General features: G+C 70.4%; 22 protein-coding genes. 5 read left to right on the top strand and 17 right to left on the bottom strand.

Annotation, left to right across the window (positions count from 1 at the left end):
- Positions 1 to 372: 372 nt before the first annotated feature.
- Positions 373 to 639: a helix-turn-helix domain-containing protein gene (locus IE271_RS36655; protein ID WP_190194799.1), complete on the bottom strand. Its 267-nt coding sequence runs from the start codon at positions 637 to 639 to the stop codon at positions 373 to 375.
- Between the two features lie 446 nt (positions 640 to 1085).
- Here IE271_RS36655 and IE271_RS36650 point away from each other — a divergent pair, with 446 nt between their 5' ends.
- From IE271_RS36650 to IE271_RS36640, 3 genes are all read left to right on the top strand, one after another.
- Positions 1086 to 2423, top strand: coding sequence for a helix-turn-helix domain-containing protein (locus IE271_RS36650; RefSeq protein WP_229919835.1), 1338 nt, complete (start codon positions 1086 to 1088; stop codon positions 2421 to 2423).
- Between the two features lie 1583 nt (positions 2424 to 4006).
- Positions 4007 to 4809 (top strand): IS5 family transposase gene (locus tag IE271_RS36645; RefSeq protein ID WP_373308895.1). Its coding sequence is split into 2 segments (ribosomal slippage): positions 4007 to 4348 and positions 4351 to 4809, totalling 801 coding nucleotides; the frame shifts between segments, so codons are not numbered across the junction.
- 12 nt (positions 4810 to 4821) lie between these two features.
- Entirely contained in the window at positions 4822 to 5154 is a 333-nt protein-coding gene (locus tag IE271_RS36640; RefSeq protein WP_190194797.1) for a hypothetical protein, read from the top strand.
- Between the two features lie 195 nt (positions 5155 to 5349).
- Here IE271_RS36640 and IE271_RS36635 read toward each other — a convergent pair whose 3' ends face one another.
- Genes IE271_RS36635 through IE271_RS36620 form a run of 4 tightly spaced genes read right to left on the bottom strand, consistent with a single transcriptional unit; the run spans position 5350 to position 9626 of the window.
- The gene (locus IE271_RS36635; RefSeq protein WP_190194796.1) at positions 5350 to 6351 is read right to left on the bottom strand and encodes an aldo/keto reductase family protein; all 1002 of its coding nucleotides are present in this window, start codon (positions 6349 to 6351) and stop codon (positions 5350 to 5352) included.
- A gap of 13 nt (positions 6352 to 6364) precedes the next feature.
- Positions 6365 to 7012: a 2OG-Fe(II) oxygenase gene (locus IE271_RS36630; RefSeq protein ID WP_190194795.1), complete on the bottom strand. Its 648-nt coding sequence runs from the start codon at positions 7010 to 7012 to the stop codon at positions 6365 to 6367.
- Positions 7009 to 8655 carry an MBL fold metallo-hydrolase gene (locus tag IE271_RS36625; RefSeq protein ID WP_190194794.1) on the bottom strand — a complete coding sequence of 549 codons (1647 nt, stop codon included), beginning with the start codon at positions 8653 to 8655 and terminating at the stop codon, positions 7009 to 7011. Before IE271_RS36625 ends, IE271_RS36630 begins: the two co-directional genes overlap by 4 nt.
- Entirely contained in the window at positions 8652 to 9626 is a 975-nt protein-coding gene (locus IE271_RS36620) for a methyltransferase domain-containing protein (RefSeq protein ID WP_190194793.1), read from the bottom strand. Before IE271_RS36620 ends, IE271_RS36625 begins: the two co-directional genes overlap by 4 nt.
- Positions 9627 to 9758: 132 nt before the next feature.
- On the opposite strand from IE271_RS36620, the gene IE271_RS36615 reads away from it, so the two are divergent.
- Entirely contained in the window at positions 9759 to 10334 is a 576-nt protein-coding gene (locus IE271_RS36615; protein WP_308435245.1) for a histidine phosphatase family protein, read from the top strand.
- Between the two features lie 97 nt (positions 10335 to 10431).
- Here IE271_RS36615 and IE271_RS36610 read toward each other — a convergent pair whose 3' ends face one another.
- The 12 genes from IE271_RS36610 to IE271_RS36555 all read right to left on the bottom strand — a co-directional run bounded on the left by IE271_RS36610 (position 10432) and on the right by IE271_RS36555 (position 22769).
- The gene (locus IE271_RS36610; RefSeq protein WP_190194791.1) at positions 10432 to 11598 is read right to left on the bottom strand and encodes a phosphotransferase; all 1167 of its coding nucleotides are present in this window, start codon (positions 11596 to 11598) and stop codon (positions 10432 to 10434) included.
- Positions 11599 to 11609: 11 nt separating this feature from the next.
- Complete coding sequence (locus IE271_RS36605) at positions 11610 to 12590, bottom strand: aKG-HExxH-type peptide beta-hydroxylase (protein ID WP_190194790.1); 981 nt, start codon at positions 12588 to 12590, stop codon at positions 11610 to 11612.
- A 29-nt stretch (positions 12591 to 12619) separates the two neighbouring features.
- Positions 12620 to 13585: a hypothetical protein gene (locus IE271_RS36600; protein ID WP_190194789.1), complete on the bottom strand. Its 966-nt coding sequence runs from the start codon at positions 13583 to 13585 to the stop codon at positions 12620 to 12622.
- A 13-nt stretch (positions 13586 to 13598) separates the two neighbouring features.
- Complete coding sequence (locus IE271_RS36595) at positions 13599 to 14753, bottom strand: radical SAM protein (RefSeq protein WP_190194788.1); 1155 nt, start codon at positions 14751 to 14753, stop codon at positions 13599 to 13601.
- Between the two features lie 106 nt (positions 14754 to 14859).
- Positions 14860 to 15855: an NAD-dependent epimerase/dehydratase family protein gene (locus IE271_RS36590; protein ID WP_190194787.1), complete on the bottom strand. Its 996-nt coding sequence runs from the start codon at positions 15853 to 15855 to the stop codon at positions 14860 to 14862.
- A gap of 86 nt (positions 15856 to 15941) precedes the next feature.
- Positions 15942 to 16979, bottom strand: coding sequence for a phosphotransferase family protein (locus IE271_RS36585; protein WP_190194786.1), 1038 nt, complete (start codon positions 16977 to 16979; stop codon positions 15942 to 15944).
- Positions 16957 to 18111 (bottom strand): hypothetical protein, encoded by a 1155-nt coding sequence (locus tag IE271_RS36580; protein WP_190194785.1) that lies wholly within the window; start codon positions 18109 to 18111, stop codon positions 16957 to 16959. The genes IE271_RS36585 and IE271_RS36580 overlap by 23 nt, the downstream gene beginning before the upstream one ends.
- Complete coding sequence (locus tag IE271_RS36575; RefSeq protein WP_190194784.1) at positions 18108 to 18992, bottom strand: glycosyltransferase family 2 protein; 885 nt, start codon at positions 18990 to 18992, stop codon at positions 18108 to 18110. Before IE271_RS36575 ends, IE271_RS36580 begins: the two co-directional genes overlap by 4 nt.
- On the bottom strand, positions 18989 to 19657 hold the full coding sequence (locus tag IE271_RS36570) for a dTMP kinase (RefSeq protein WP_190194783.1): 669 nt from the start codon (positions 19655 to 19657) through the stop codon (positions 18989 to 18991). The genes IE271_RS36575 and IE271_RS36570 overlap by 4 nt, the downstream gene beginning before the upstream one ends.
- Before the next feature lie 26 nt (positions 19658 to 19683).
- Positions 19684 to 21048 (bottom strand): protoporphyrinogen/coproporphyrinogen oxidase, encoded by a 1365-nt coding sequence (locus IE271_RS36565; RefSeq protein ID WP_190194782.1) that lies wholly within the window; start codon positions 21046 to 21048, stop codon positions 19684 to 19686.
- 113 nt (positions 21049 to 21161) lie between these two features.
- Complete coding sequence (locus IE271_RS36560) at positions 21162 to 21317, bottom strand: hypothetical protein (RefSeq protein ID WP_159765597.1); 156 nt, start codon at positions 21315 to 21317, stop codon at positions 21162 to 21164.
- A gap of 192 nt (positions 21318 to 21509) precedes the next feature.
- Complete coding sequence (locus IE271_RS36555) at positions 21510 to 22769, bottom strand: nucleotide sugar dehydrogenase (protein WP_229919833.1); 1260 nt, start codon at positions 22767 to 22769, stop codon at positions 21510 to 21512.
- Between the two features lie 267 nt (positions 22770 to 23036).
- Between IE271_RS36555 and IE271_RS36550 the strand changes: the two genes are divergently transcribed.
- Positions 23037 to 23720: a hypothetical protein gene (locus IE271_RS36550; protein WP_190194780.1), complete on the top strand. Its 684-nt coding sequence runs from the start codon at positions 23037 to 23039 to the stop codon at positions 23718 to 23720.
- Positions 23721 to 24103 lie beyond the last annotated feature (383 nt).

The following is a 24103-nucleotide window of genomic DNA, read 5'->3' as shown; positions in this document are numbered from 1 at the left end:
GTGTGGGTGGACTTGTGGGGATCAACACCGAGCAATATCACTGGACTGTGTTCCTCTCGGTCGGACGACAGGGCATCCACGGCCGACACGCCGACTTCCGGAACCAACCGGCCGGGACACGCCTCTGTTGAGTCAGACCGCGGACGGACACCGGACCGGCGACATACCCCGGGAGAGCCAGCCCCGAAGAGCGGCAGACGGTTCACGAGTCACCCGGCCCGGCGTCCTACGGCACGCTACGAGCGGCCAACCCGACCGCGTCCCGATACCCCCATACAAGTCGGCGGTTCACTCATCGATGCGACCGGTGAGAGCGTGCGACATCGTTGTCGACGTCTGGTCGGATATGCGGGCCACCTGCCGCCGTGAGGCCTATGCGCTGGTCTCCCGGCGACTCGAAGGCATCGGGATGCCGAACGGCGTTGGGACGGGCCGGGGCGGGCGGTCGGGCACGCGCATTTGGCTACCAAGGGCCACCCCTAACTGGAAGCGGTTGTCGACACCCATTCTGTCCATGAGCGAGCGAAGGATGTTCGTCACCGTGCGGGGGCTGACACCGAGTCGGCCGGCCGCGCTCGCGTCCGTGTGCCCGGCGAGCAGCAGCGCCACCAGCTTGCGCTGGCGCTCGTCGAGGGGCATGACAGCGGCGAGCCTCTCTTCCAGGGTCGGCCGCACCGGGGCGGATCGCTGCTCGCCGTCAGGTATTCGGAGGCTGCTGCGGCGCACAGGCATGGGGTTCGTTGAGCTACGCATGGGGCTCCCCTGGTTGGTGTGGTCGGATGTGGTGCGGTAGCCGGGCGCACTTACGCGGCGCAGCGCCCTGAAGCGGACGTCGTATCCGATGGGTGGAAGCTGACCGAGAAGGAAATGGAGGGTGACTACTGTCAATAATCGGATCCGACGCCGGAGAACATCCCAGGATGAGAGCGTTCATCTGGGAAGATGATGGCGAAGGCGGTCGACAGTGGTCCAGGAGGGCGGCTGCGGTATGGGTTCCGGCTCGACAGAATGGTTCCCTGTCGATCATCGGCTTGAGCTAAAGTTGACTGATTGGTAATATCCGCCCGTGTGGCCTAGGAGCAGGTGTGAAGATTTCGGGGGAAGTCGGTGCGCGCATCCGATGCCTGCGCCGGACAGCCGGCATGTCTCAGGCTGAACTCGCCGGTGACGGCCTGTCTGCCAGTTACATCTCGCTGCTGGAGGCGGGTAAACGGGTGCCGTCGGCAGACGTGCTCGTCCAATTGGCTAGGCGGCTGGGCTGCGACCTGTCCGACCTGACCGGCGCCCCTGCGCAGATTTCGGTCAACGAGTTCCAGGTGGAACTGAACTACGCAGAGATGACCCTGAACAATGGCGACCCGGACTCTTCGTTCGAGGCGTACCACACACTTCAGGAGAAGGTGAGCTTCGCTGACCGTCCCGAGGTCTGGTACAAGGCGGAGTACGGCATGGCCCGGTCGCTGGAGCACGGCGGTCGGCTGGAGGAAGCGGTCGCCCGGTTCGAATCCCTGCACGAGGCCTCCCTGGACCATCCCGATCTGGTGCCGCGTCTTCCCACCGTGATCGCGCTGTGCCGGTGTTACCGGGAGCTGGGCAACCTGTCCCACGCCATCGAGGTGGCGGAGGCCACTCTGGCCGAGTTGGACAAGTTTCAGCTCAGGCCGACCGTCATCGGTATCGAACTGCTCTCCACCTTGGTGGGTGTCTACATGGAGCGCGGCGACATGCACCGGGCGGCGTACCTCGCCACCCAGGCGATCGAGCAGGCGGGGACGGTCACGGACTCCCGAGCGCTCGGCGCCGCGTATTGGAACGCCAGCGTGGTCATGCACCGCAACGGCAACACCGCGGACGCCCTCACGCTGATCGAGAAGGCGCTGGCCATCTACGCGGAGGGTGAGGACCAGCGAGCCCTGGCGCGGCTGCGGAACGCCTACGCCATGCTGCTTCTCCAGTCGGAGACGGCGCAGCCGGAGCTTGCCCATGACGTGCTCGAACAGAGCCTCACCAGCCTGCGTGAGGTCGGTAGCAGCGTGGACGTTGCCTACTGCCTCTCCGCCCTGGCGCAGGTCGAACTGCGCCTCGAGAATGCCGAGGCCGCGATCGACCACGCCGAGCAGGCCCTGGAACTGCTCGGCACTGGCCACCGGTTGCAGAGCGCCCGCAACTATTTGGTGCTGGCCGCGGCCCGGTTGGCACTCGGTGACCGGGAGTCCGCGCAGCAGGCCCACGAGCGGGGCGCCCTGATGCTGGAGGCATCGGAGGCCAACCGCCAGGCGGCGTTCGCCTGGGCCGAGCTGGCCGAGATCCTGAGGCTCTGTGGTGAGGACGAGCGCGCGGTGTGGGCGTACCGGCAGAGCATGCGGTGCATGGGGCACCGGGAGACCTTCCTGACGGGCCAGAAGTTGACGTCGCGCACGTAGGGACGGCGCAAAAAAATTTGACCGTTGCGAAGGCGGCAGAGGAAGGAAGGCCTTTGCTGCCTTCACGCGTTGAGGCCCCATGGTCAGCAGCAGAGCGGGATGTTGTGGTAGATCAGGAATCCATCGGATGCAGACACAGCGATCCCGGTCGGCGATCCAGATTCGGTCGACTGCCCTCCGTACGCGGCTGATGCCACCGGGGTGGTGAAACACAACAGGAGTGCAACGGCCGCCGACAGGCACCTTAAATGATTCATCCTTAGTCCTCACATGATTCCTGAGGCCGTCATAAGTGACTCGCATTGTGACTCACTTGACTGCCTTGAGCCTAGATGCTGACACGGCATGACTTGATGGTCAACAGTAGAATTAACTAGAGCGACAAAGACGCTTTGTGTCCCTTTGGCAGGTTTTCGGGCCACTTGGAAAAGGTGCAAATTGCTATCGAAACCCCATATGGTAGTTGCATCGAAAAACGGATGCAACCCTGCCTGAATATGACTAAAGTTTGTGACAGCAGTTAAGGTTCGCCTTTGTGGATTGAAACGGGAGCGGTGTGCGTGCGCGAGAGCGTGCCGCAAGGAGGCGCGGACGGAGCGTTCCATGCTGTGTCGACGTTCGCGGAATGTCTGGACGGCTTGGTTACCGCCGCTTCCCACCGGGCCCCTGGTCGCGGGGACGACGGCGCCATCCTCCTACACCTCGGTAGCGGCACCTGCATGGCGCAGGTTCCTGACCGGTCATCCACGGCCCGAACCCGGTGGTGCCGTGGTCATGCAATGGGTGCTGAACCCCAGTCGACTGGCCCACCTGCCACCCGCCTCCCCGCCAAGCGCCCAGCGCACCGTCGGAGCCGTCCGGACCGGAAAGCGCCCCTACCAGGAGGCGCCGGGCGATGTCCTGGACGAGCTACGGGAGGCCGGCACCTCACCAAGTGACCTGACCTTCCTGTTCCGGGCGGAACCACAGGACGGCCCGCCCGTGACGGCCGCCCTGCGCGAACTCGGCGTCCGGCCCGGCAGCATCGTGCGTGGCATCCGGTTATCGGACGCGCCGATACGCATGGAACCCGAGCCGGGACCATGTCTCACGGTGCGCCGCCAGTGTCGGGCGGTCGTGTTCGCGCACTGCGACGAACAGTGCCCCTGCGGATGTCATCTCTCAGTCGCACACATCCAGTTCGCCGAGCGCCGACGGACGGCGGACCGCGTGACGCCCCCGCGCCGGCCGCTGTTCGAGGTGATCGTCTTTGAGCACGCGCTGACGCAACCCGTCGTCCCCGGCAGCGCGCCGATGCCGGGCGGCTGGAGAATCCCGGTGCCGCCCCTGCTCGGCCGGCTGACCGCGGGCATCGCCGCATTGCTGGCCCTGGCCGGCGCGGCGGCGGGCCCGAGCCCCGTCTTTCTCGCGAACGTGTCCAGCGCCGTCTCCCTGCTGCTCGGCGAGGGAATGGCACCTGGGCCTCGTGGCGGTCCGTACGTCCTGCGCCGGCTGATCCGCATGATCGGCACCGAATTGGCAGTGCACGGACTGACACCCATCTTAGACGTCGTCTCATTTGGGTTGCTCGGTAATCTGGTGCTATGGGGATCGTCGAGCGCTTGGTTCCGGATGAGCTGTGGGAGTTGTTCCAGCGGGTGGTGCCACCGGCTCCGACTCGGCCGCAGGGTGGCGGCCGGCGCCGGTACGGGGACCGGGAGGTCCTGGCGGCGATCGTGTTCGTGGCGACCTCGGGCTGTACCTGGCGGCAGCTTCCGCCGTCGTTCGGCCCTTCCGGGCCGACGGCCCACCGGCGGTTCACCGAGTGGACCAAGGCCGGGGTGTGGGCCAAGCTGCACCGCCTGGTGCTGGACGAGTTCGGCGCGCACGGCAAGCTGGACTGGTCGCGCTGCGCGATCGATTCGGTGACCATGCGGGCCATGAAAGGGGGGGCCTGACGGGTCCGAATCCTGTGGATCGGGGCAAGAAAGGCTCGAAGATCCACTTGATCACGGATCGGGTCGGTCTGCCCCTCTCGGTCGGGATCTCCGGCGCCAACCTCCATGACAGCCAGGCCCTGGAGCCGCTCGAGCGCGGCATCCCGCCCGTCCGCTCCCGCCGCGGCCCGCGCCGGCGCAAGCCCGCCAAGCCCCACGGCGACAAGGGATACGACTACGCCCACCTGCGGAAATGGCTCCGCGCGCGCGACATCCGGCACCGCATCGCCCGCAAGGGCATCGAGTCCTCCCAGCGGCCGGGACGCCACCGCTGGACCATCGAGCGGACCATGGCCCGGCTCGCCGGCTGCCGCCGTCTGCACCGCCGCTACGAGCGCAAGGCGGAACACTTCCTGGCCTTCACCAGCATCGCCTGCACCCTCATCTGCTATCGCCGCCTCGCCAAATGAGATGACCTCTTATTGACCGCGGTCATCGCCACCGCGGAGTTCACCTACCGTGTGCCTCTCGGCTTTCCCGAGCTTTCGGCGTGCTCCCGGGTGCACATGGCCGAGGAATGGGACGCCTTCCTGAGGGTGCTGGTGCGCGGACGCAACCTGCTGCTGCGACCCGGCGCCCTCTCGAACCGGCCGGGTGAGGCTGCGCGACAGCTGCCCCGGCTGTGGTCGGAGCAGGGCGTGCCGCTCGCACTGTCGCTGCGCTGGTGCCGTGAGACGGCATGGAACCGTCGCCTCTGCACCTGGCACTCGCGCAGGTCTCGGACGAGGCACGGCACCGCCCGGAGCCCGTCGTAACCGCGCGGCCTGCGAGGGCCGCACTGGTGACCGGACCGGCACCGGGTCCCCGGACGTGACACCTGGTGGGGCGCCGCTATCTAAAGGCCCCGGCGAGGCGCAGCGAGGCATGGCCGATGGGGCGTTCCGGTACCGGCGGTGCCCCTGGACAGTAAGCGGCCGGGGGCACCAGGGAGCCAGAAGGGTGGGCGGCGTTCAGGACACGGCGGCCGGGCTGGTCGTGAGGGCCGGGTCGGTGAGTGCCACCGGTGCCAAGACAGCGTCCACAGCGGCCTTGAGATCGTCGTCGAGGACGACGTCGCACGCTGCGGCATTGGCGATGATCTGCTCGGGCCCGCTGGCCCCGATCACCGCGCCCGCCACGTTCGGCTCCCGCAGCACCCAGGCCAGGGCCAGGACCGGCAGCGGCATCCCGGCCTCCTCGGCCAGCGGCAGCAGCCGTCGCACGCGGCAGAGGATGTCCTCACGCAACACCTTCTCCATGAAGTGCATACCGAACCCTTTGGTGTCGGTCGCGCGCGACTCAGCCGGCGGAGGCCGACCGGGCAAGTATTTCCCGGTCAGGACACCCTGCGCCAGCGGGGAGAAGGCGAGCTGGCCGAGACCCAGCTCCTGACAGACGGGGATCACCTCCGCCTCGATCACGCGGTGCAGGGCCGAATAGCGTGCCTGGTTGGACACCAGCGGTACTCGCAGCTCGCGGGCGAGGCCCTCCGCGGCACGGATCTCCTCCGCCCGCCACTCCGACACCCCGATGTAGAGGGCCTTGCCTGCGCGGACCACGTCGGCGAAGGCCGTCATGGTCTCCTCCAGCGGGGTGCCGTGGTCGTAGCGGTGGGCCTGGTAGAGGTCGACGTGGTCGGTGCCGAGTCGGCGCAGCGAGATGTCGATCGTCTCCATAATGTGCTTGCGGGACAGCCCGCGCTCGTTCGGCCCGGGGCCGACCGGCCAGTACACCTTGGTGAAGATTTCGATCCCGGACCGGCGTTCACCCGCCAGCGCGCGGCCGAGGATTTCCTCGCCCGCGCCGAACGCGTAGCCGTCGGCTGTGTCGAAACTGGTCACACCGGAGTCCAGCGCCGCCCTGACGCATGCACTGGCGCGGTCCTCGTCGATCTGCCCGCCGTGTGTGATCCAGTTTCCGTACACCAACTCGCTGACGTGCAGACCGCTTCGGCCCAGCCGGCGGTGTCTCACCTCGTGTCCTCCCTCATGCCGCGCCATCCGCCGCCGGATCGGTCCAGAAGTGCACGGTAATGGTCCTGCGCAGGACCGGCGCTGGGGCCCGCAGCAGGGACACACCGTGCAGCGAACGGGACGTCGTCTCGATGAGGACGCTGCGGTTGAAGGAGGGCATGATCCGAGTCGGGGATTCACCGTCGACCGGTTCGCCCAGTTCCAGCCAGCCGCCGTCCTCTGGGCGCCAGCCCTCGGTGAGGTAGGTGAACAGTGAGTACCGGCGCAGCCGCCCGGTCTCCGGGTGCTGGTTGGAGCCGACGTGCGCATGATGCACGGCGCCGTGACCGGCGAGCCGGTAGCTGCCCCAGTCCCCGTCCGGTTCCGTACGTAGCCCTTCCACCCCCGTCACCTTGCTGAGGAAGGAGGCGAGGTCGTCGCCGAGCAGGACCTCGCACAGGTCCCGTAGGGCCGCCCCGGCCAGCTGCCGGTCCTGGGAGTGCCAGCGGGGAATGCCCGGCTTCGCCGTCATCACGGCGGTGTCCGGGTAGGCGTCGGCGGCGGCGCGCAGGGCGTCGGCGGGAAGGATGCTGTCCCATACATAGTGCGGGAAGGGGGCGGCGCGGAAGCAGGGCTCGTGGGCCGCGTTCAGCTGCCGTTCCATGGCCGCGTAGTCGATCACCGGTGTGCCTGCCTTTCTCGGGGACGCCGCAGGGCGTCCGTCGGGGTGTCGGTCGAGAGGTCCGTCGGGGTGTCCGGATCCGCCGTCGTCCCGGACGGCGAGATGCCGAGCCGTGCCCGGCCGTTGGCGCAGGCGCCGTCCGGCAGGGCGAACCGCCAGCCGTGCTGGGGGCAGACCACCGCGTCCAGTTCCGGGTCGTAGTCCCCCGGGCCGAGCCGCGCGCCCAGGTGGGGGCAGATGTCGGACACCCGGTACGTCCCGCTCGGCGTCTCCAGCGTGAACGTGCCGGCCGGGCGCTCGCCGCCCTGCGCCGTCCGCCGCAGGTACGCGGTGAGGTCGTCGGGATCGCTGCACCGCAGCACCGACATGAGTTCCTCGTTGTACGCGCCGATGCTGGGCCGCCAGGCGCTGAAGCGGAACGAGAAGAAGAACTCCTCCCAGCTCATCCCTCCTTCCAGGATCTCCGGCAGGTACCGCGACGACAGGGTGAAGCGGTAGTCGTGAGCGTCGGTCTCCGGCCCGGTGCCCTCGCGCACCTCCAGTGAGCGGAAGTCGACGAGCCAGAAGCCGCCTCCAACGCCGCGCACATCGAAGGCGGCGACGGCGTCCACGGCCCGGCACAGGCTCTCCCCGGCTGCGAACAGTGCCTTGAAGTGGGCGGCGAAATCGTCGTAGAGGCCGTGCCGCGGCTCTGGGTACCCGGCGACCACGTCGGCGATGGCGGGGGCTCGTCTGCGGGCGTAGTCGGCAATGTAGGGCGCGAGGTTCTCCCAGTCGAATCCCTGCCGGATCCCCGGGTCTGCGGTCAACCGGCCAGTTGCCACGTCGAGTTCATCGCCCGGCAACGGTGCCATGGTGCGCTCCGCCAGGTCCGGGTGCTCGCGGCGCAGCCACGCGAGCAGTTCGGGCGGTGTGGTGAACACCGAGGACTCCGCGAAGAAGTGCGGGGACAGCTCAGGGTCGAGCAGGGCCGGCGGCCCGGCGAACGCAATAGCGCTGCGCGGGGCGAGTGCCTGCATGTAACGGGTCCACCGACGCATGGAGTTGACCTTTTTGCGCTGGGCCGCCTCCACCTGTTCCGCGGAGGGGAAGGAGTAGGCGAACGGGAACCAGGTGGCGCCGGAGAACTGCGCCAGGACAACATCGATGCGGGGATGGAGCCGGCGGATGGTGCGCAACTGGTCGCGGTCCACCTGGCAGTCGTTCAGGTTGACGACGACCTGGCCGGTGTTGGTGTCCTCAATGACGAGCGCCGAGTCCTGGTGCCGGGGTGTGGGGGAATGGATCAGGCGCAGCCGGAGCGGGCCGGCCTGAAAGACCTCCTGGTCGCCCAGGAGGACGGGGGCCGGGCCGCGCAGCGTGCGGACCAGCCGTTTCCAGGTCGGCAGCGGATAGTCCGGCATCAGCAGAGTGACGGACGGGTCGAGCGCGTTGAGCACGTCGGCGTCGAAGTGGTCCTGGTGGTCGTGCGACACGTACACATGGGTCGCCTCGTGCACGAGCGGAGCGCAGGAACTGTTGTCGGGCAGCTGGTGCCAACCCGACAGGAAGGCCCCGCCCTCGGAGAACCACGGATCGCAGACCAGCTTCACTCCGTCGGCCTCCACGAGGGCACCGGCATGCCCGAGAAACGTGATCTTCATGGCTGCCTCCACGGAAGGGTGCGGTGGGTGATGCGCTGCTTGCGGGCCACGACGAGATGCCGCGCGAGATTGGGGTCGCCGGAACCGGCGAAGGGACGTCCCCGCACGCACACGTCGAGTCCGGCGGCCGTGAGAGCGGCGGTGAGCTGCGGGGCGGTCGGGACGTGCAGCACGGAGTGGAAGACCTCGGGCGGCCGGCCACCGGGGCCGTCGTCCACCGCGACGATGCGGTGACCGAGCAGGGCGCCGTCCGCGACGGTGAACCCCTCGCTGAGCAGCAGGTGCGGGCCGTCCCGGAACACCGAGCCGGTCCGACGCCGGTGCACGCGCCGTCCTTCGTCGAACCCCGCGGTGCCGTCCTCGGCAAGGCGCAGATCCAGGACGGCGATGCCGCCCAGGCGCAGCCCCCGCACCAGCGAACCGAGCAGTTCCCGGAAGGCGCGGGGAGCGAGGAAATTGGCGGCGTCATAGGTGAGCAGCAGGGTGTCGCAGGCCGGCTCCCCGGGCGAGGCGGCGGTGTCCGCCGCGTCGCCGAGCACGAAGCGGATGTGGTCCTGCCCGGCGAAGCGGCGGCGGGCATGCTGGACCACCGCGGGGCCCGCGTCGACGCCGACGTACGCGGTCAGACCGTAATCGCCCAGCGCGGCCGCGTAGGTGCCGGGCCCGCACAGCGGATGGTGCACACGACCCGCCCGCCACTCGGGCAACTCATGACGCAGCCATGCGAGTTGCCGCTTGACCACCGCCGGGGGCCGGGAGGAGTCCGTCGTCGTGGTGTCGGTCTGCTCCCGCAGCAGCCGGGCGCTGAACTCCGGGTCGCCGTAGGGCAGGGGAGGCAGCGCGGCGATACGGTCCGGCGTCAGGCCGGCGAGGTCGGGCAGCTCCGGCCAGAGGAACGGAGCACCGTGCTCAAGGAATTCCCGGGCTATTTCCTCCGCACCGTGGTGCGCCGCTGTGTCGACCAATTCCATACCGACTCCGTAGCCTGCGGGACGTGCCCGGCCTGCATCCCATCTTGGGTTCAGGTTCTGTGCTCCGGATCGGCGTGGTCAACTATTTTGCGGATACCCGCTAATCCTTGGACTCCGCCGGCCGGCCCGGGCATGATGCGCGCTATGTTCGCGAATTCATGCACCGTTGTGTTGGATCTGGTTCCGCACTGTTCCTCGTCGCCGCGCGAAGAGTGGAGCGGGGACGACGATCTGCGTCCGCTGAGCGACGAGGGAATGAGGCAGGCGGAAGTTCTCGGCGAGGTGTTCAAGGAGGGGGTCGACGCCGTCTACAGCAGCCCCTCGCTACGCTGCCGGCAGTCCGTCGCTCCGCTGGCCGCCGTCGCCGGGGTCCCTGTGGTGGTCGACGACCGGCTGCGGGAGGCGGGCGGCTTCGCCGAGCCGGTGTCCTGGACCGAGGGGGTTTTCGCTCCCGTCGGCCCGTCGCTCGGTGGCGCGTGGGCGGCTGGTCGGGTTTTGGGCGCGCTGGTGGAGATCGCCGCCCGTCACGACGACGGTCACGCGGTGGCCTGTTCGCACGGCGACGCCATCCCCGCCACGCTTGCGTATCTGTCGGCGGCCCACGACTGCGCGCTGCCGCGCATCGTGGGCCGGGGCAGCTGGTACCGGCTGCGCCTGGAGCACGGTCGGCTCACCATGACCGGTATGCGTCCGTCGGGCCCCGCCTGACGGACGCCGCACACCGGAGGTTCCCGCCCGGCGGCCGGGTCCGGTCGGTGAGCCCGCCTTTGTCGGGCCGCGGCTCTCCCTGGGACCGGGCCCCGCCTCACAGATCCCGCTGTGCCTCCTCCACCAGCGCCGTCATCACCGCCACCCGCCGCCGCGTGCCGGGATCGGCGGCCGCCTCGGTGCGGGACGCGGCGTCCCGCGAAAGTAGCCGGTCAGCGATCCGCACCACGGGGAGTCCGAAGTGGTAGGCGGCCACGAGACGGTAGGCGAGGACCACGTCTTCCGGGTCGCACGGGTCTCCTTCTTCCGCCATCCCCGTGGCATGGCGCGCGGCGGCAGCGCTCCCGAGGGCGAGCGTAGCGGCGGGATCCAAATCCGCGGCCGCCGCCGACGACAGGACGAGGGTGGCCAGGTCCTCCCCGGCCGGCCCCAGACCCGCCTGACCCCAGTCGATCGCGACCGTGCCTTCGGCCGTCCGGAACAGGTTACGAGGTGTCAGGTCTCGGTGCACCAGGGTGGTCGGCAGGGACCGCATCATCCGGATGGCCTCGGCATGCCGGCGCGCCAGCGACCGCAGCGCTGTGGCGGTCCCCGGCCGGAACAGGCCGCGCACCGCCGGATCCGCACTGGTCTCCGCATCGGCGACCCGGTCGATCAGAGCGAACCGCCCGCGCAGCGCGGCCTGTTCCAGGAACGGCCTGCACCACCACTCCTGAAACGGCGGCGGCTGCCGCAGCGAGCGGGCGTGGAACCCGCCGAGGAACTCGGCGGTGTCGAGCAGTTCACGGGCCGTCCAGGCCTCGCCGGGTGTCCCGTCGACCCGCTCCAGCCACAGTCGGAGCCGGTCACCGGGCAGCGGCACGATCCCCAGACAGCGGACGGCGGCGAACCGGCCGGCGACGGCATACGGGAGCGACGAGCCCAGCACCAGCGCCTCGCGCCGCCAGTACGCCCAGTCCGCCGGGCCGTCGCCGCCGTCGTCGATCTGCCGGGCCAGATCGCGCGGACCGGGCACCCAGGGGCGGTGCCGTACCTGCTTCAGCACCAGCTCCCATGTGCGGTTGCCGCCGTAGCCGGTGGCCGTGCCCCGCACCAGGTACAGCCCGTCGCTCGCTCTGCTCCAGCTCTCGTAGCCGATCGGTTCACCCGTCCAGTCGCTCACCTCGGCCGTGGGATCGCCCAGCAGCGTCCGTACGGACTTGCGCAGGTCCTCGGCGGTGAGGTCGGGCAGCGGCCCGAGGTGACGGTAGGGCGGACCCAACACCGGTGCCGCCGTCAGCCCGCGCGCCGCGCGTCGGCGACGGCGGCCCGCAGGTACGTGCGCAGCGGCTCGCTGGGCACCTGGTCGAAGCAGGTGAGGGCCGAGGCGTGGCCGACCTCCAGCGACTCCAGTTCCACCTCCAGGCGCCGCCGCAGCACGGCGGCGAGGTGCGAGTCGTCGTCCGACGCCGGCTGGATGCGGGAGAGGTAGTGGATGACGTTCGCGAAGGCGAGGGCCGCGTGCACGATCCCGAACACCGGACGGTCCTCGTTCTTCCAGGGGGAGTGGAAGCGGGGGCCGTCGTCGGAGAAGGACACGCCCTCGGCGTCGAAGGACTCGTTCAGCCAGGAGTGCGTGGCCTCGTGCACGAGGGTCTCGCCCAGGCGCAGCGGTTCGTCGGTCCAGTTCAGGACGACGGTGCTGGGCAGGAAGTCGAACGTGTAGCTGCGGCAGGTCGCTCCGAGCGGTACGGCCTCGGTCCAGATGACGACGGCGGTGGAGGAGCGCAGCACCTCGCCGCCGACGGCGAGCGCGGCGTCGACGGCCTCGTTCAGGGTCTGTGAGATGCGCGCCCGCTCCGCTGCGTCCTGCTCGGGTGAGGTGCCGAGCAGGTACATTCGGCTGCCGAGGCGGTCGTCGTCCACGGCGTCGCAGTCCGCCGCGCGCAGCACCATGACCGGCCCGACGGCCGTCTGCACGGCCTCGGCTCGCAGCGCCGCCCGGTTCTGCCACAGGCGCACGGCCCGCCGGGCCCGGTCCGCGTCGCGGGTCCGCGCGGCGAGGCGCGCCTGCTGGAAGGCGTGGTGCAGGACGGCGTTGTCGAAGGCGTCCGGCGCCCCGTCCGGGCCGTCGAGCTCCGTGCCCGGCACGAGACTGCGCAGGCTGGCCAGCAGCGTGTGCGCCCGTTCGGCACGGTGTTCCACCAGCCGCGCGGTCAGCTCGGTTTGGAGTGAGGTGACGGACGCGGTCGCCTCGATGGTGTCGGCTTCGGTCATGAGGGTCTTCAGTCCTTTCGGGGCGGCGGTCAGCGTACGGCGCTCGGGGCGGCCCACCGGTCGAGGTGTTCCGTCTTCTCGGCGTCCGTCAGCGGCCGGATCTCGCGGATGTAGTCGAAGGGGGACTTGACGGCGAACTGCCGCCGGTTCCAGCAGGGGTAGGTGGTGCCGATCAGCTCTGCGACGATGCCCATGCCGACCGTCTCGCCGACCCGGCCAGGCAGTACGGCACGCAGCGCGCGAAGTCCGTCGAGGAGCTCCCGCCGGCGGCGTGCGACGGGTTTCGGGATGTCCTCGGGGCGGCGGGCGGCGAGCCGGTCGTACAGCTGGAAGGCGAGGGAGTCGGCGAAGACGCCGGTCAGCCAGGCGCGGTCGGTCCTGGGCAGTGGACCGCTGCGGGCGCCGACGGCCTCCTCGGTGCGCAGCCACTGGCCCATCCAGGACGCGGCGCCCTCGCGCAGCAGCGCCTCGGCGCGGGACAGGGCGTCGGACTCACCCGGGAGGAGCCGGGCCACGTCGCACAAATCGGCCGGTACGGCGGCGCCCGCCGCGTCGCCGAGGACGACCGCGCCCACGGCGAGGTCGACGACGTACCGCAGGCCGACGCCGTCCAGCACCCGCACGGCGTCGCCCACCGCCGATCGGTCCGGGGCGGCGGCCGGAGCGAGCCGCAGCCGGCCGCCGTCCTCGGACACGCCGTGCAGGACGGCCAGGCGCGGACCGCCCGGCAGGGGCAGCAGGGCGGTGCTCACCTCGGCGGGGTCGACGGCGATGTCCGGGGCGCTGGCGAGACCGGCGAGGGCGCGGGTGAGCGGGGCGGGCGGCTCCGTGGTGTCCGGCGCTCCGGCACCGGCCGCCGCGGCGGCACGCCGGGCCCAGGCGGTGCTGTGCGGCTCGACCCACAGTAGGAAGGAGTGGATGGCCCGGCCGTCGAGCGAGGCGTTCCAGTAGCGGTTCTGTGTCTCGTCGTCGTCAATGACGGGGAGGAGGAACATCTCGGGTTCCCTTTCAGGCCGCTGTCGGCAGGGCCGCGGCCACATGGTCGATGACCTTGCGCCGGTAGTCGCAGTACTCCTCTTCGAACCCGGTTCCCTCGAAGCGGAGCCGGTCGGGAAGGGCACCGCCGCGGCACGAGGCCTCGTGTGAGCAGCCCGCGCATTTGTCGAGCAGCGCGGACAGGTCGCGGCGCAGCCCCGGGTTGCTGTCCAGGGTGAGGAGCTCGTCCATCCCGGAGGCCGTGTCCACGGAACCCAGCAGCGCGCCGGGCATGCTCAGTTCGTCCGAGCTGCCGATACGTCCGTCGGGGTAGAGCGTCACGACGAAGGGTTCCTTACGGTCGCTGAAGCTCGTGTAGCTCGTGGGCAGCCCGGACAGCGACCGGATGACGCTGAAGAACGGCTCCAGCACGTAGGCGCCGTAGGAGCGGGTCGCCGACCAGTGCTCAAATGCCTCGATCAGGAAGTCGGCGTACTCGTCGGGCGTCGTCGCCCAGCCGGGCATGCCGACGCCGTCGGGGTTGAGGATCTGAAGCGACCGGCGGTTCGGCGTCTGGTAGTCCTTGCTTTTCACGTTGAAGTCGAGGCATCCGGAGAGCTTGATGACCTTCACGGCCTCGAATTTGCTCAGCGAGTCCAGCACGTCCGCGGCCCGGCCGAGGATGCGGCGGGTGACGACGACGATGACACCGACGTTGCGGTTCCGGGCCGCCATCATGTCGAGCGCCTTGGTGACCTTGCGGTAGGTGGGGCGGTCTCTGAAGTCGACGCGGTGCGCGTTGCCCTGTTCGTCCCCGTCCAGGCTGATACCGATCTCGATGTCCGGCCATTCACGGTCGAAGAAATCGAGCCAGGCCTCGTTCAGAAGGATGCCGTTGGTTTGCATCGAGACTGTCACCGGGCCTTCGTAGCCACGCAGTTCGGCGAAGAGGTCGCCCATCTTCCGGCGGCCGATCAGCAGCGGCTCACCGCCATGCAGTTCGACCGCCAGCGGCCGTCCGCCGCACAGGGCAAGGAATTTACGCAGCACCTCCGGCTTCAGCATGAGGGCATTGGGGTACGGCTTGCGCCGCTCGTAGCAGTAATGGCAGTTGATATTGCACATTTCCCCGGGGAGTTTGAGCATCGCCAATATGGTTTCCCCGGGAGCCGGCAGCTGAAGTTTCATGGTGCAGCTCCTCTGCGCTGAATGTCTGGGAAAAGGCTCTCGTGGCGGCGGAAACGCGTCAATGAAATGCGGTTCTTCTTGCGTGAACCCGCATGCGGCGGACCCGTCACCGGGTGGCGGCAAGCGCGTCGGCCCGCCGTGCCTGCGCCGTCTTGCGCACCAGTGCCGCGGCGGACAGCCAGTCGGTCTCGCCGACGGCCGCGGTCAGCCGGTCCAGGCAGGGCACCCGGCCGGTCACGTCGGTGCGGCCGGGGAAGACCGACTCGTACGGCACGTGGACGGAGCCCGCCGTGCTGCCAGTGGCGTCGAGGACCAGGCGGGCCAGGCGGGCGATGGTCGTCTCGGTGCGGGAGCCGATGTTGAACACGTTGGCGTCGGGCCGCCACGCGGCCTCGGTGGCCGCGAGGTCGAGCAGGCGGCGGGTGAACTGGTCGATGTCGGTGAAGCAGCGGCGCTGGCTGCCGTCGCCGTGCACGGTCAGCGGTTGCCCGGACTCGGCCTGACGGAAGAAGGTAGGCAACACCATGCCGTAGCGCCCCCGCTGGCCGGGGCCGACGACGTTGAAGGGCCGCACCGTGAGCACGGGCCGGTGCCGGGCGGCCTCGCGCCCCAGCCGTTCCATCTCCCACTTGCCGGTGGCGTAGCCCGGGCTGCCGCCGTCGTACGCCAGCGGGACGGCGCGGTCCATGGCCTGCTCCTCGCGCAGCTCGGCGGTGCTGTCGCTGAGCCCGTAGACGGCGGAGCTGGACACAAGCACGACGGGTGTGTCCCCGGTGTGCGCCAGGACGTTCGCCGTCCCCCGCCGGCCCACGGCGTAGGCGAGCTCGGCCTGTTGCGCCGCGAGTCGCATGCCGACGACGCCCGCGAGGTGCAGCACCAGCCCTGTCCCGCGCGCGGCCTCGGCCACCGCGTCCGCGTCGAGCACGCTGCCGCGCACCAAGGTGGCGCCCGGGACCGACTCGACGGACTCGGGCCGACCCGTCGTGAGGTCGTCCAGGACCCGGACGGGGTGGCCCGCCGCGGCCAGGGAACGGACGAGCCGACTGCCTATGAAGCCGGCACCGCCGGTGACGAGGACGGGTGCCGAGGGGGTGGACCACATGTGGGTGTCTCCTTCGGGTGGGAAGCGGGGAGGGCGGCCGGGGGCGAAGGGGGATTCGGGAAGGGGGAGGCGGGCGGCGGGGTGTTTTAGCTGCGTGCGAGGCCGTCCATGGCCCGCAGCAGGGTCCTCGCCCACCCCAGCAGCCGTGGCGCCCAGTTCGGCCGCTCGTGCGGTTCCGCTGTGTCGGTGAAGTGTGTGTAGGTGACGAGCTGGTTGAACGCGGCGACCGGTTCGGCCAGCCGCCATACCTCCCGGCACTCGGCGGCCGACATCAGGGGCGACCAGCTCGCGAAGTACCGGTCGAGGGCGCGGGCCCGGGCCCTGGGCTCCGAGCAGCTTCTGAGGGCCGCCGCGATGTCCAGGAACGGGTGGCCGACGGAGGCTTCCGCCCAGTCCAGGAACACGGTCCGGCCGGTCGCGAAAGTCACGCCCCAGTTGCCCGGGTGCAGGTCGCCGTGGATGAGGCTCTCGCCGGGCGGCGCCGTGGCCAGTGCCGCGCACAGCTCGGGCAGTCGGTCGCAGGCGTCGGCCAGCCGGACGGACTCCGGTGCGCTCAGCGCGTCCGGCAGTCCCGAGCCGGGCCCGAACAGGTCGCTCCGCTCCAACAGCGGCGCCAGACCGGCCAGGGCGTACGGAGTGCGCACCCAGCAACCGGCGGCGGTGAGTTCGGCGGTCCGGCCCAGCCAGTCGCGCTGCACCGTGCCGAGGACGGCCAGGGCCCGGCCCCGTTCCTCGTCGGGCAGTTCGGTCCCCGGCCGCAGGGCCACCTCCCGGGTGCACCAGCCCTCGTCCGGCGGCCCGGGCGCGAGGACCTCGGGCACCAGACCGGGGTGGCGGCCGGCCAGCAGGGTCAGCACCCGGCCCTCGTGCGCCAGGGACGGCAACGACTGCTTGTGGAACACCGCGCCCCCGCTGGTCGGGCAGCGCAGCACGGCCGACAGCGCCCAGCGCTTGACGTCCTCGACGGGCCCGGTGCGCTGCAGGCCGGCCGCGGCCAGCCGGGCGTCGATGACGACCACAGCGCGCGGACGCCAGCCGGGCAGCCGCCAGGGGCGTGCGAGGGCGCTGGTGTCGAGGGGACTCGTGCCGATAGAACTGGTGTCAGTGTCGGAAGAAGCGCTCACCGGTCACGATCCAGCTCATGCCGTGGGCCTCACAGGCGTCCCGCAGCGCGTCCGCCCCGGTCGAGCCGACGGGCGTGACCAGTTGGGTGACGCCCAGGCGGGCTGCGATTTCGACGACCTCGACGAACGGGAAGTGGTTGTCGGCCGCCAGGGTCACCCCGGACAGCGGTGGCGTCGCGTTCCAATCTGGTTCCCGGTCGGCGTCCCGGGGGTTTGCCAGCACTCCGGCGAACTCGGCGCGGACCGAGGGGGTCAGGTCGCCCTCTGCGAGCCGCGCCCGCCACACCGCGCGTTCCGCGGGCCCTACGTCCTTTCGGAAGCCGAGGCCCAGGACGTCCGGGTGCCTGCGACGCTGCCAGGTCCGGGCGCGGACCGCCGCCAGGCGGGTGCAGTCCAGACGGTTCTGCTGGCCCATGCCGATGCCGATCGTGGCACCGTCCATGACGAAGGCCATGGCGTTCGACTGGGCATGCCGGACGGCCGCAAGGGCGACGGCCAGGTCGTCTGTGCTGCCGGGCGTGCCGCACTCCGTGCGTGTCCCCCCCGCGAACTCCGGCAGCGGTGCGGCCGAACGCGTCAGCCGCAGCCCTGCCGTCTCGACCGACTCCTGCGTGCTCATGCTCCGCCCGTCCCGCTCATCGCTTTCGTGGGCGCGCAGCAGGATGAACCGGCCCTGGTGGAAGCGGGAGAGTTCGGCGAGCGCCTTAGGGGTGAAGTCCGGGGCGATTACTCCGATGGCGTTCGCGAACAGCGGCACCTGTACCGCCGTGACCGGCTCCGACACCGCGACGAAGTCCCCGTACGAGCACTTGGGTGCGGTGTACCGGGCTCGTACGACGGCCCGGCAGAGGGCGTCGTCCGGCAGCGGCCCCTGGTCGTAGAGATCCTCGTCCCCCGGCGCGAAAGGTCTGCCGAGTGCGATGCCTGCGGGGGAGGTGTGCTTGAACGAGGCGCAGGCGGCCACGCCGGTCCGGCCGCGCAGGGCCCGGACCGTTTCCCGGGCACCGAGCGCGTCGAGCACGTTGATGTACGAGGGGCTGCCGTGCAGGAGGGTGAAGGGGGGCCGGTCCGGAACGACCGGTTCAGCCCAGGCGGTCTCGTGTGGGTTCAGCCCCCGGGACAGGGTGATCATGACGGCTCCGGCGCGGTGAGGGGGGACAGGGGGCGCGGCTCGGACCGGAGGGCGTCCAGGACGCCCGTCTGCCAGCCGAGTTCCCACACCAGGGCGGACAGGGCGGCAGGGGCTCCCGCGCGTGCGGCTGTGACCGGTAGGCGCAGCCAGTCCGCCAGATGGCCGCGCCAGGTCACGGGGGCGGTGCCGTGTGCGGCGAACTTCCGGCGCAGGGCCACGATGTCGTGCCCCTGGAACCGGCCCCGGCGGAACCTGCCGCGGTGCGTGGCACGGATGCCGACCGACACGACGGTGTCCGCCACGCCGATGGTGCGGCCCGCCAATTGCGCCCGCCAGGACAGGTCGACGTCGGCGAGCGCGGGCAGCCGCTCGTCGAAGCCGCCCAGTTCCTCGAACAGGCTCCGGGAGATCCCCATCAGCCCGCCCAGTACATGGGGTTTGAACAGGCTCGCGGTCAGGATGTCGGGAAGTTGATCGGGTGGCGTTTCGCGCAGCACTTTGGGCGGGTTGAGCCGCTGGTAGTCGATGCCGGCCGTGACCAGTTCGGCCCGGTCGAGCGCTGCCGCCATGGCTGCGATGTAGTCGTCGGCGATCTCGTCGTCGGCGTCCAGGAACAGCAGACGGTCGCCGTGGGCCGCGCGCGCCCCCGTGTTGCGGGCGGCACCGGTGCCTCCGCGCACGGAGCGGGTCACGATGCGGGTGTCCGGTGGCAGGTGACGGCGGTGGTCTTCGACGACGGCCGTGAGGGCGTCGGTCGAGCCGTCGTCGACGATCACCAGGCCCCAGTCGGTGTCGGTGCGCTGTCGGCCGAGCGCCGCGAGCTGCCGGCCCACGCAGTGTGCGCCGTTGTGGCAGGGGATGATGACGTCCAGGCGGCTCACGAGGTCTCCAGCAGTTCGCGTTCGGGCGCGGCCACGGAGTCCGCGGCACGGTACAGGGCGTGCATCCGGCCGTCCTCGTGCGCGCCGGTGGTGTTGCGAAATACGTGCACCGGCGGGAGGTAGGGCGGTGGGTCGTCGAGGAGCAGCGCGCGGTACACCGTGCTGACCTTGTCGAGGGTGTAGCTGTTCTCGTAGTGCCGCATGCTCTTGCCGCGGGAGACGACGCGGTCGGCGGCCAGTTCGACGGGGACGTCGAGGTAGACGATCAGGTCGGGCAGCAGGGTGCCGTGCGCGTGGTGGCGGTCCAGCGTCTCGCGGGCGGGGATGCCGTACAGGACCTCCAGGTAGGCGGCGTCGCTGAAGATGTAGCGATCCGACAGCACGGTGCGGTCGCGCAGCAGGTCACCGATCGCGCCGGCCTGCAACTGCTTGTCGCGGAAGTAGGCCTCGGTGATGCGCCGGTGGCTGTGCCGGTGCGGCCGGTCCTCGCGGACGTCGATGATGACGCGCGCCGCCTGTGGATCGAGCCACGAGTGCTGGCCGATGCGGGACAGCGGCCGTCCCTGCGCGCGCACGTGTTCGGCGATGAGCCGTGCGGTCGTCGTCTTCCCGGATCCGTCGACGCCCTCCAGCGCGAGGAATCCATGGTTCGTGGTGCTGGGCAAGGAGATCTCCCTGTCTGCTGTCCGGGTCATGTTGTCGCCGGGGCCGAACGCCGCGCCGCCCAGGCGAAGGCCTCCTCCATGACCTGGGACATGGAGGAGTAGGTCCAGGTGCCGTAGCGGCCGAGCGGGGTGATGCCGAGGGAGGCGAGGTGGCGGGTGGCCTCGTCGGCGGTCTCCCGGGCCTTGTCGGTGAAGACGACGTAGCCGGGGTCGCTCGTGAACACCCGGGATCCGACGACCCGGCTGCCGGGGCCGAGCAGTCCGACCGTTTCGACCCCGCGCAGGACGTCGGCCACCAGCGCGTCGTCCGCTGCGCGCGGCCCCTCGGACGGTTCGAGCACCTCGGCGAGCACGCCCCAGCCGTCGGCGGGTGCCATGTCCGGGTCGAACTCCGTCATGAAGACGAGGCGGGTGAACGGCACGTCCTCGCGCGTGTAGTACCGCCAGTGCCCGGTGTCGCGCGGCCTCGGTCCCTGGACGGCGAGCGCCACCGACCGTACGCGGTTGCGGGGCAGCGCACGGCAGCGTTCGACGAGGGCCTCGGGCGCCCGGTGGCACAGCTCGACGGTGGTGGGCAGCGGGAGTGTGGAGACGCAGTCGTGCGTGAAGCGGAAGTCGGTGACGCCCTCGGGTGAACGGGTGCGCACGGTACGGGACATCGGGTCGACGGCGGTGACGGTGTGCCGCAACCGCAGGTCCGGGACGCGGTCGGCCAATGCCTGGGAGAGCACCTCCATGCCGCGCCGGCCACCGGGAGCGGGCCGCGGGTACCAGCCCCGCGCGTTGTAGCCCTCCGCCGGGCGGGCCGAGTTGGCGCCGCGCTCGATCTCCGCGACGCTGGGCCGGGTCAGGTTCCAGTGGAAGCCGGACGCCGACAGCGTGCTGAGCGGACGCCGCCACAGCTTGCGGTTGTACGGGAAGAAGAACAGCTCGCACAGGGTGCGGCCGAAGGCGCTCAGCAGCAGTTCTTCGTAGTCGCCGGGCGTCGTGTTCCGCGCGTGCGCGGTCCGCAGGTCCGCCAGGCACGCGGCGCGCACCTCGGGGGGCAGGCCGTGGAGGTTCAGCTGGACGGGGAAGCGTGTGGTGCCTCGGACTGTCTCGACCCGGGCGTCCGGGGGGCATGGGCGCAGGACGTCGCCGAGCAGCGCGCGGACGCGGGCCTCGACGTCGGGATGGCTGAAGTAGAGCAGGTGGATGACGTGGTCGAACCAGTAGTTCCCGACGCGTTCGGTGCGCACCAGGCCACCGGGCCGGTCCGCGGCCTCCACCACGACCGCGCGGTCGCCGAGCAGGGAACCGGCGGCCAGTCCGGCCAGTCCGGCGCCGAGGATCAGCACCTCGGTCTCCACTTCGCGGTCCGCAGGGTCCGCCCACGGGGACGGGTCGAGCATGTGTGCCACCTCGCAGGGTCGGCGGGACGGGCGCCCGGCCGTGGGGGCGGGGCAAGCGCGGGCCGGGGGGGCGGACGGCTGCGGACAGCCGCCCGCCGGTCTGGTGCAGCGGATCAGACGGCGTCCGAGGTCTGCTCCGTGACGTGCTCCCAGGGCTTTACCGAGACCGCCGACGAGTGGGCAGTGTCCTTGGCGCTGACGGACTCCAGGTCATACGACTTGACAGCGTCGACGAACGCGTCGAAGGAGATCTCGTTCTTCTCGGACATGATGTACCTCTTTCTTTTGTGTCGAGGAATCCGTTGATTCCCTGCAATGAAATTAGCAGCGCCCTGGCGGCCGGATCAACGAATTGCGAGGACTATGATTGCCGATATCCGCAGCGCGGTATTCAGGGAATGCCGAAGGCCCGGTCGGCGCCCTTTCCGGAAGGAGGCCGGCCGGGTGGTCGTGCGGCCGGGTCAAAGATGCGCCACGCGTGTGCCGACGGCGCGGCCGGTGGTGTCGAACAGCAGCGGCGCGGTGTCGGCGAGGGCGGCCAGGTCGTAGTCCAGGTGCGCTTGCAGCAGCACGACGAGGTCGGCTTCGGCGACTGCCGCCTCCAGCGACTCGGCCCCGGCGATGCTCCGTCCGTGCAGCCGCAGGGTGCGCAGACAGGGGTCGTGGAAGCGCACGAGGGCACCCCGGTCCAGCAGGAGCTCGGCCACGGGCACCGCCGGTGAGCCGCGGTCGTCGGCGATGTCCGGCTTGTAAGTCGCCCCGAGCAGCAGCACACGGGTGCCGCGGACGCTGCGCCGCCGATCGTTGAGGAGCCGGGTGATGCGGTCGACGACGTACGCAGGCATCCGGTCGTTCACCTCCTGCGCCAGTTCCGGCAGCCGTAGCGGAAACCCCGAGGCCCGGCCGCTGAAGGCCAGGTAGCCGGGGTCCACCGGGATGCAGTGGCCGCCCACTCCCGGGCCGGGCCGGAACGACTGGAAGCCGAACGGCTTGGTGGCCGCGGCGGCCACCACCTCCCACACGTCCACACCGAGTCCGTCGCAGTACACGGCGATCTCGTTGATGAGCGCGATGTTGACCTGCCGGTACGTGTTCTCCAGCAGCTTGGTGAGTTCGGCCGCCGCCGGCGTGCTCACCGTCACCACCTTCTGCACCATGCGCGCGTACAGCGCGGTGGCGGCCTCGGTGCAGCGGGCCGTGACGCCTCCGACGACCTTCGGGGTGTTGTGCAGCCCGAACGCCGGGTTGCCGGGATCGATCCGCTCGGGGGAGAAGGCCAGCAGGAAGTCCTCGCCGACTGTCCGCGAGCCCTGCTCGAGGAGGGGCAGCACAACGTCGGTGGTGGTCCCCGGGTAAGTGGTCGACTCCAGCACCACCAGCGCTCCCGGGCGCAGCCGGGGCGCCACCAGGTGCGCGGCGTCCAGGACGGCGCTCAGGTTGGGCACGGAGTCCCGCAGCGGCGTCGGCACGCAGATGGTGACGGCATCCGCGGCGGCGATCACCTCCGGATCCGAGGACGGTGTGAAGCCCGAGGCCAGCGCCTCGGTGATCTCTCGGTCGGAGATGTCGTCCACATAGCTGGTCCCGCCGGCGAGGGCAGCGACGCGGCTGGCGTCGACGTCGTAGCCCGCGACCCGCATGCCGTTGCGGGCAGCCGCGATGACCAGCGGAAGCCCGGCGTAACCGAGTCCGACGACGGCCAGGTCGTACTTTTCAGCCACGGCCCCGACTCCTTCCAGTACGGCGGAAGAGGATTCTGTGATCCGCCGTGGACGGCGGCACGTTCCAGCAGGATGACCGAGACGCCCGGCCCGCATCCAAGGAATTGCGGAAATGCGAACAGAAGAGGACGGCGGCCGCATCCGGATCCTGCGTAAATGCGCATTCTCCGGCCTCCAAGGAGAGGTACCGGGCCGTTTCTCGGTCTTTCGTCGTTAGGGTCGCCGGACAGCCTCCTCAATCCGTGGACCGTAAACCGGGAGGGAATTATGGCAGACCTTGAAGAGGGGACGACGACCGTGGACGGGGGTTGCCGCACGCTCGCGCACCGCCCCCGGTTCCCGAACGTCATGCCCGACGTCGACGAGTTCCTCGGCCGCTGGAACACGCCCACCGCGCCCCGCCGCCCCGCCCGGCTGCTCAGGAGCGCGGACGGCAATATCAACACGGTCGGACTCCCGGGCATCCACGAGGCGGACGACGTCGACCCCGAGCACCCCCAGTGGCGCGCCGCCATCGAGGACGGCGTCTGGCCCCTGGTGGACGCGCTCACCACGGGCGCCTGGCGGCTCGCCACGTACGACAGCTGCGAGGGCCACGCCTACCGCTCCGGGTCTCTCACGCCCGGCCGGCGCCGCGTCGGCGTGCTGCCCCGCTCTCCGCAGGAGTTCGCGCGGGCGGCGGCGGCCCTGTGCCGGGGCGTGCGCGCCGCCGCCCCGGCCGTCCCGGAACCGGTCCGGATCACGCTCAGCACGTGCGACCTGACCTGCGGACGCAGCGGGCGCCACCACCCCGTGCTCGACCTCGGGCTGGAACCCGCCCCAGGCACCAGCGACGACGCCTACTTCGCGGCGCTCGGCACGGCCACCGACGTGCTCGTCGCCGCCCTGCTCGCGCAGCGGCCGGCGGCGGACCAACTGTGCGGTTGCGCGGCCACCGGCGGCCGTCAGTAGGACAGGTACAGGGTGCCCGCTGAGGCTGACCCTTTGGAGTGGACACCCTGACAATGGATCTTGATGGTCCAGGGAGGGATGTCCAGGTGGGACGGAAGTCTCCGTATCCGGAGGAGTTCCGGAAGGATGCCGTCGCGCTGTATCGCGCGTCGGGCGGTAAGTGGGGGTTTCAATCGGGCTCGCCCGGTTTTGTGCCGGCAGTTTCGCCGTTTTGTGTCCATGAAAGTGGCGCACGATGCCGCTGTTTCCGTAGGGCCTCGCCCTCTGTCCGTTTCCTGGGCTCTCACATGATTCTTCTGTCTCATCCCGTTACGCGGTGCTGAAGAATGGTTTGCCGGCGGGCGGGCCGCACGCCGACGCGCGCAGTATGCCGAAGGCATGAC

This window comes from Streptomyces minutiscleroticus (genome assembly GCF_014650875.1).
Taxonomy (GTDB): domain Bacteria; phylum Actinomycetota; class Actinomycetes; order Streptomycetales; family Streptomycetaceae; genus Streptomyces; species Streptomyces minutiscleroticus.
The sequence above is the reverse complement of the archived record's forward strand: the minus strand, read 5'-3'. Positions and strand labels throughout refer to the sequence as shown.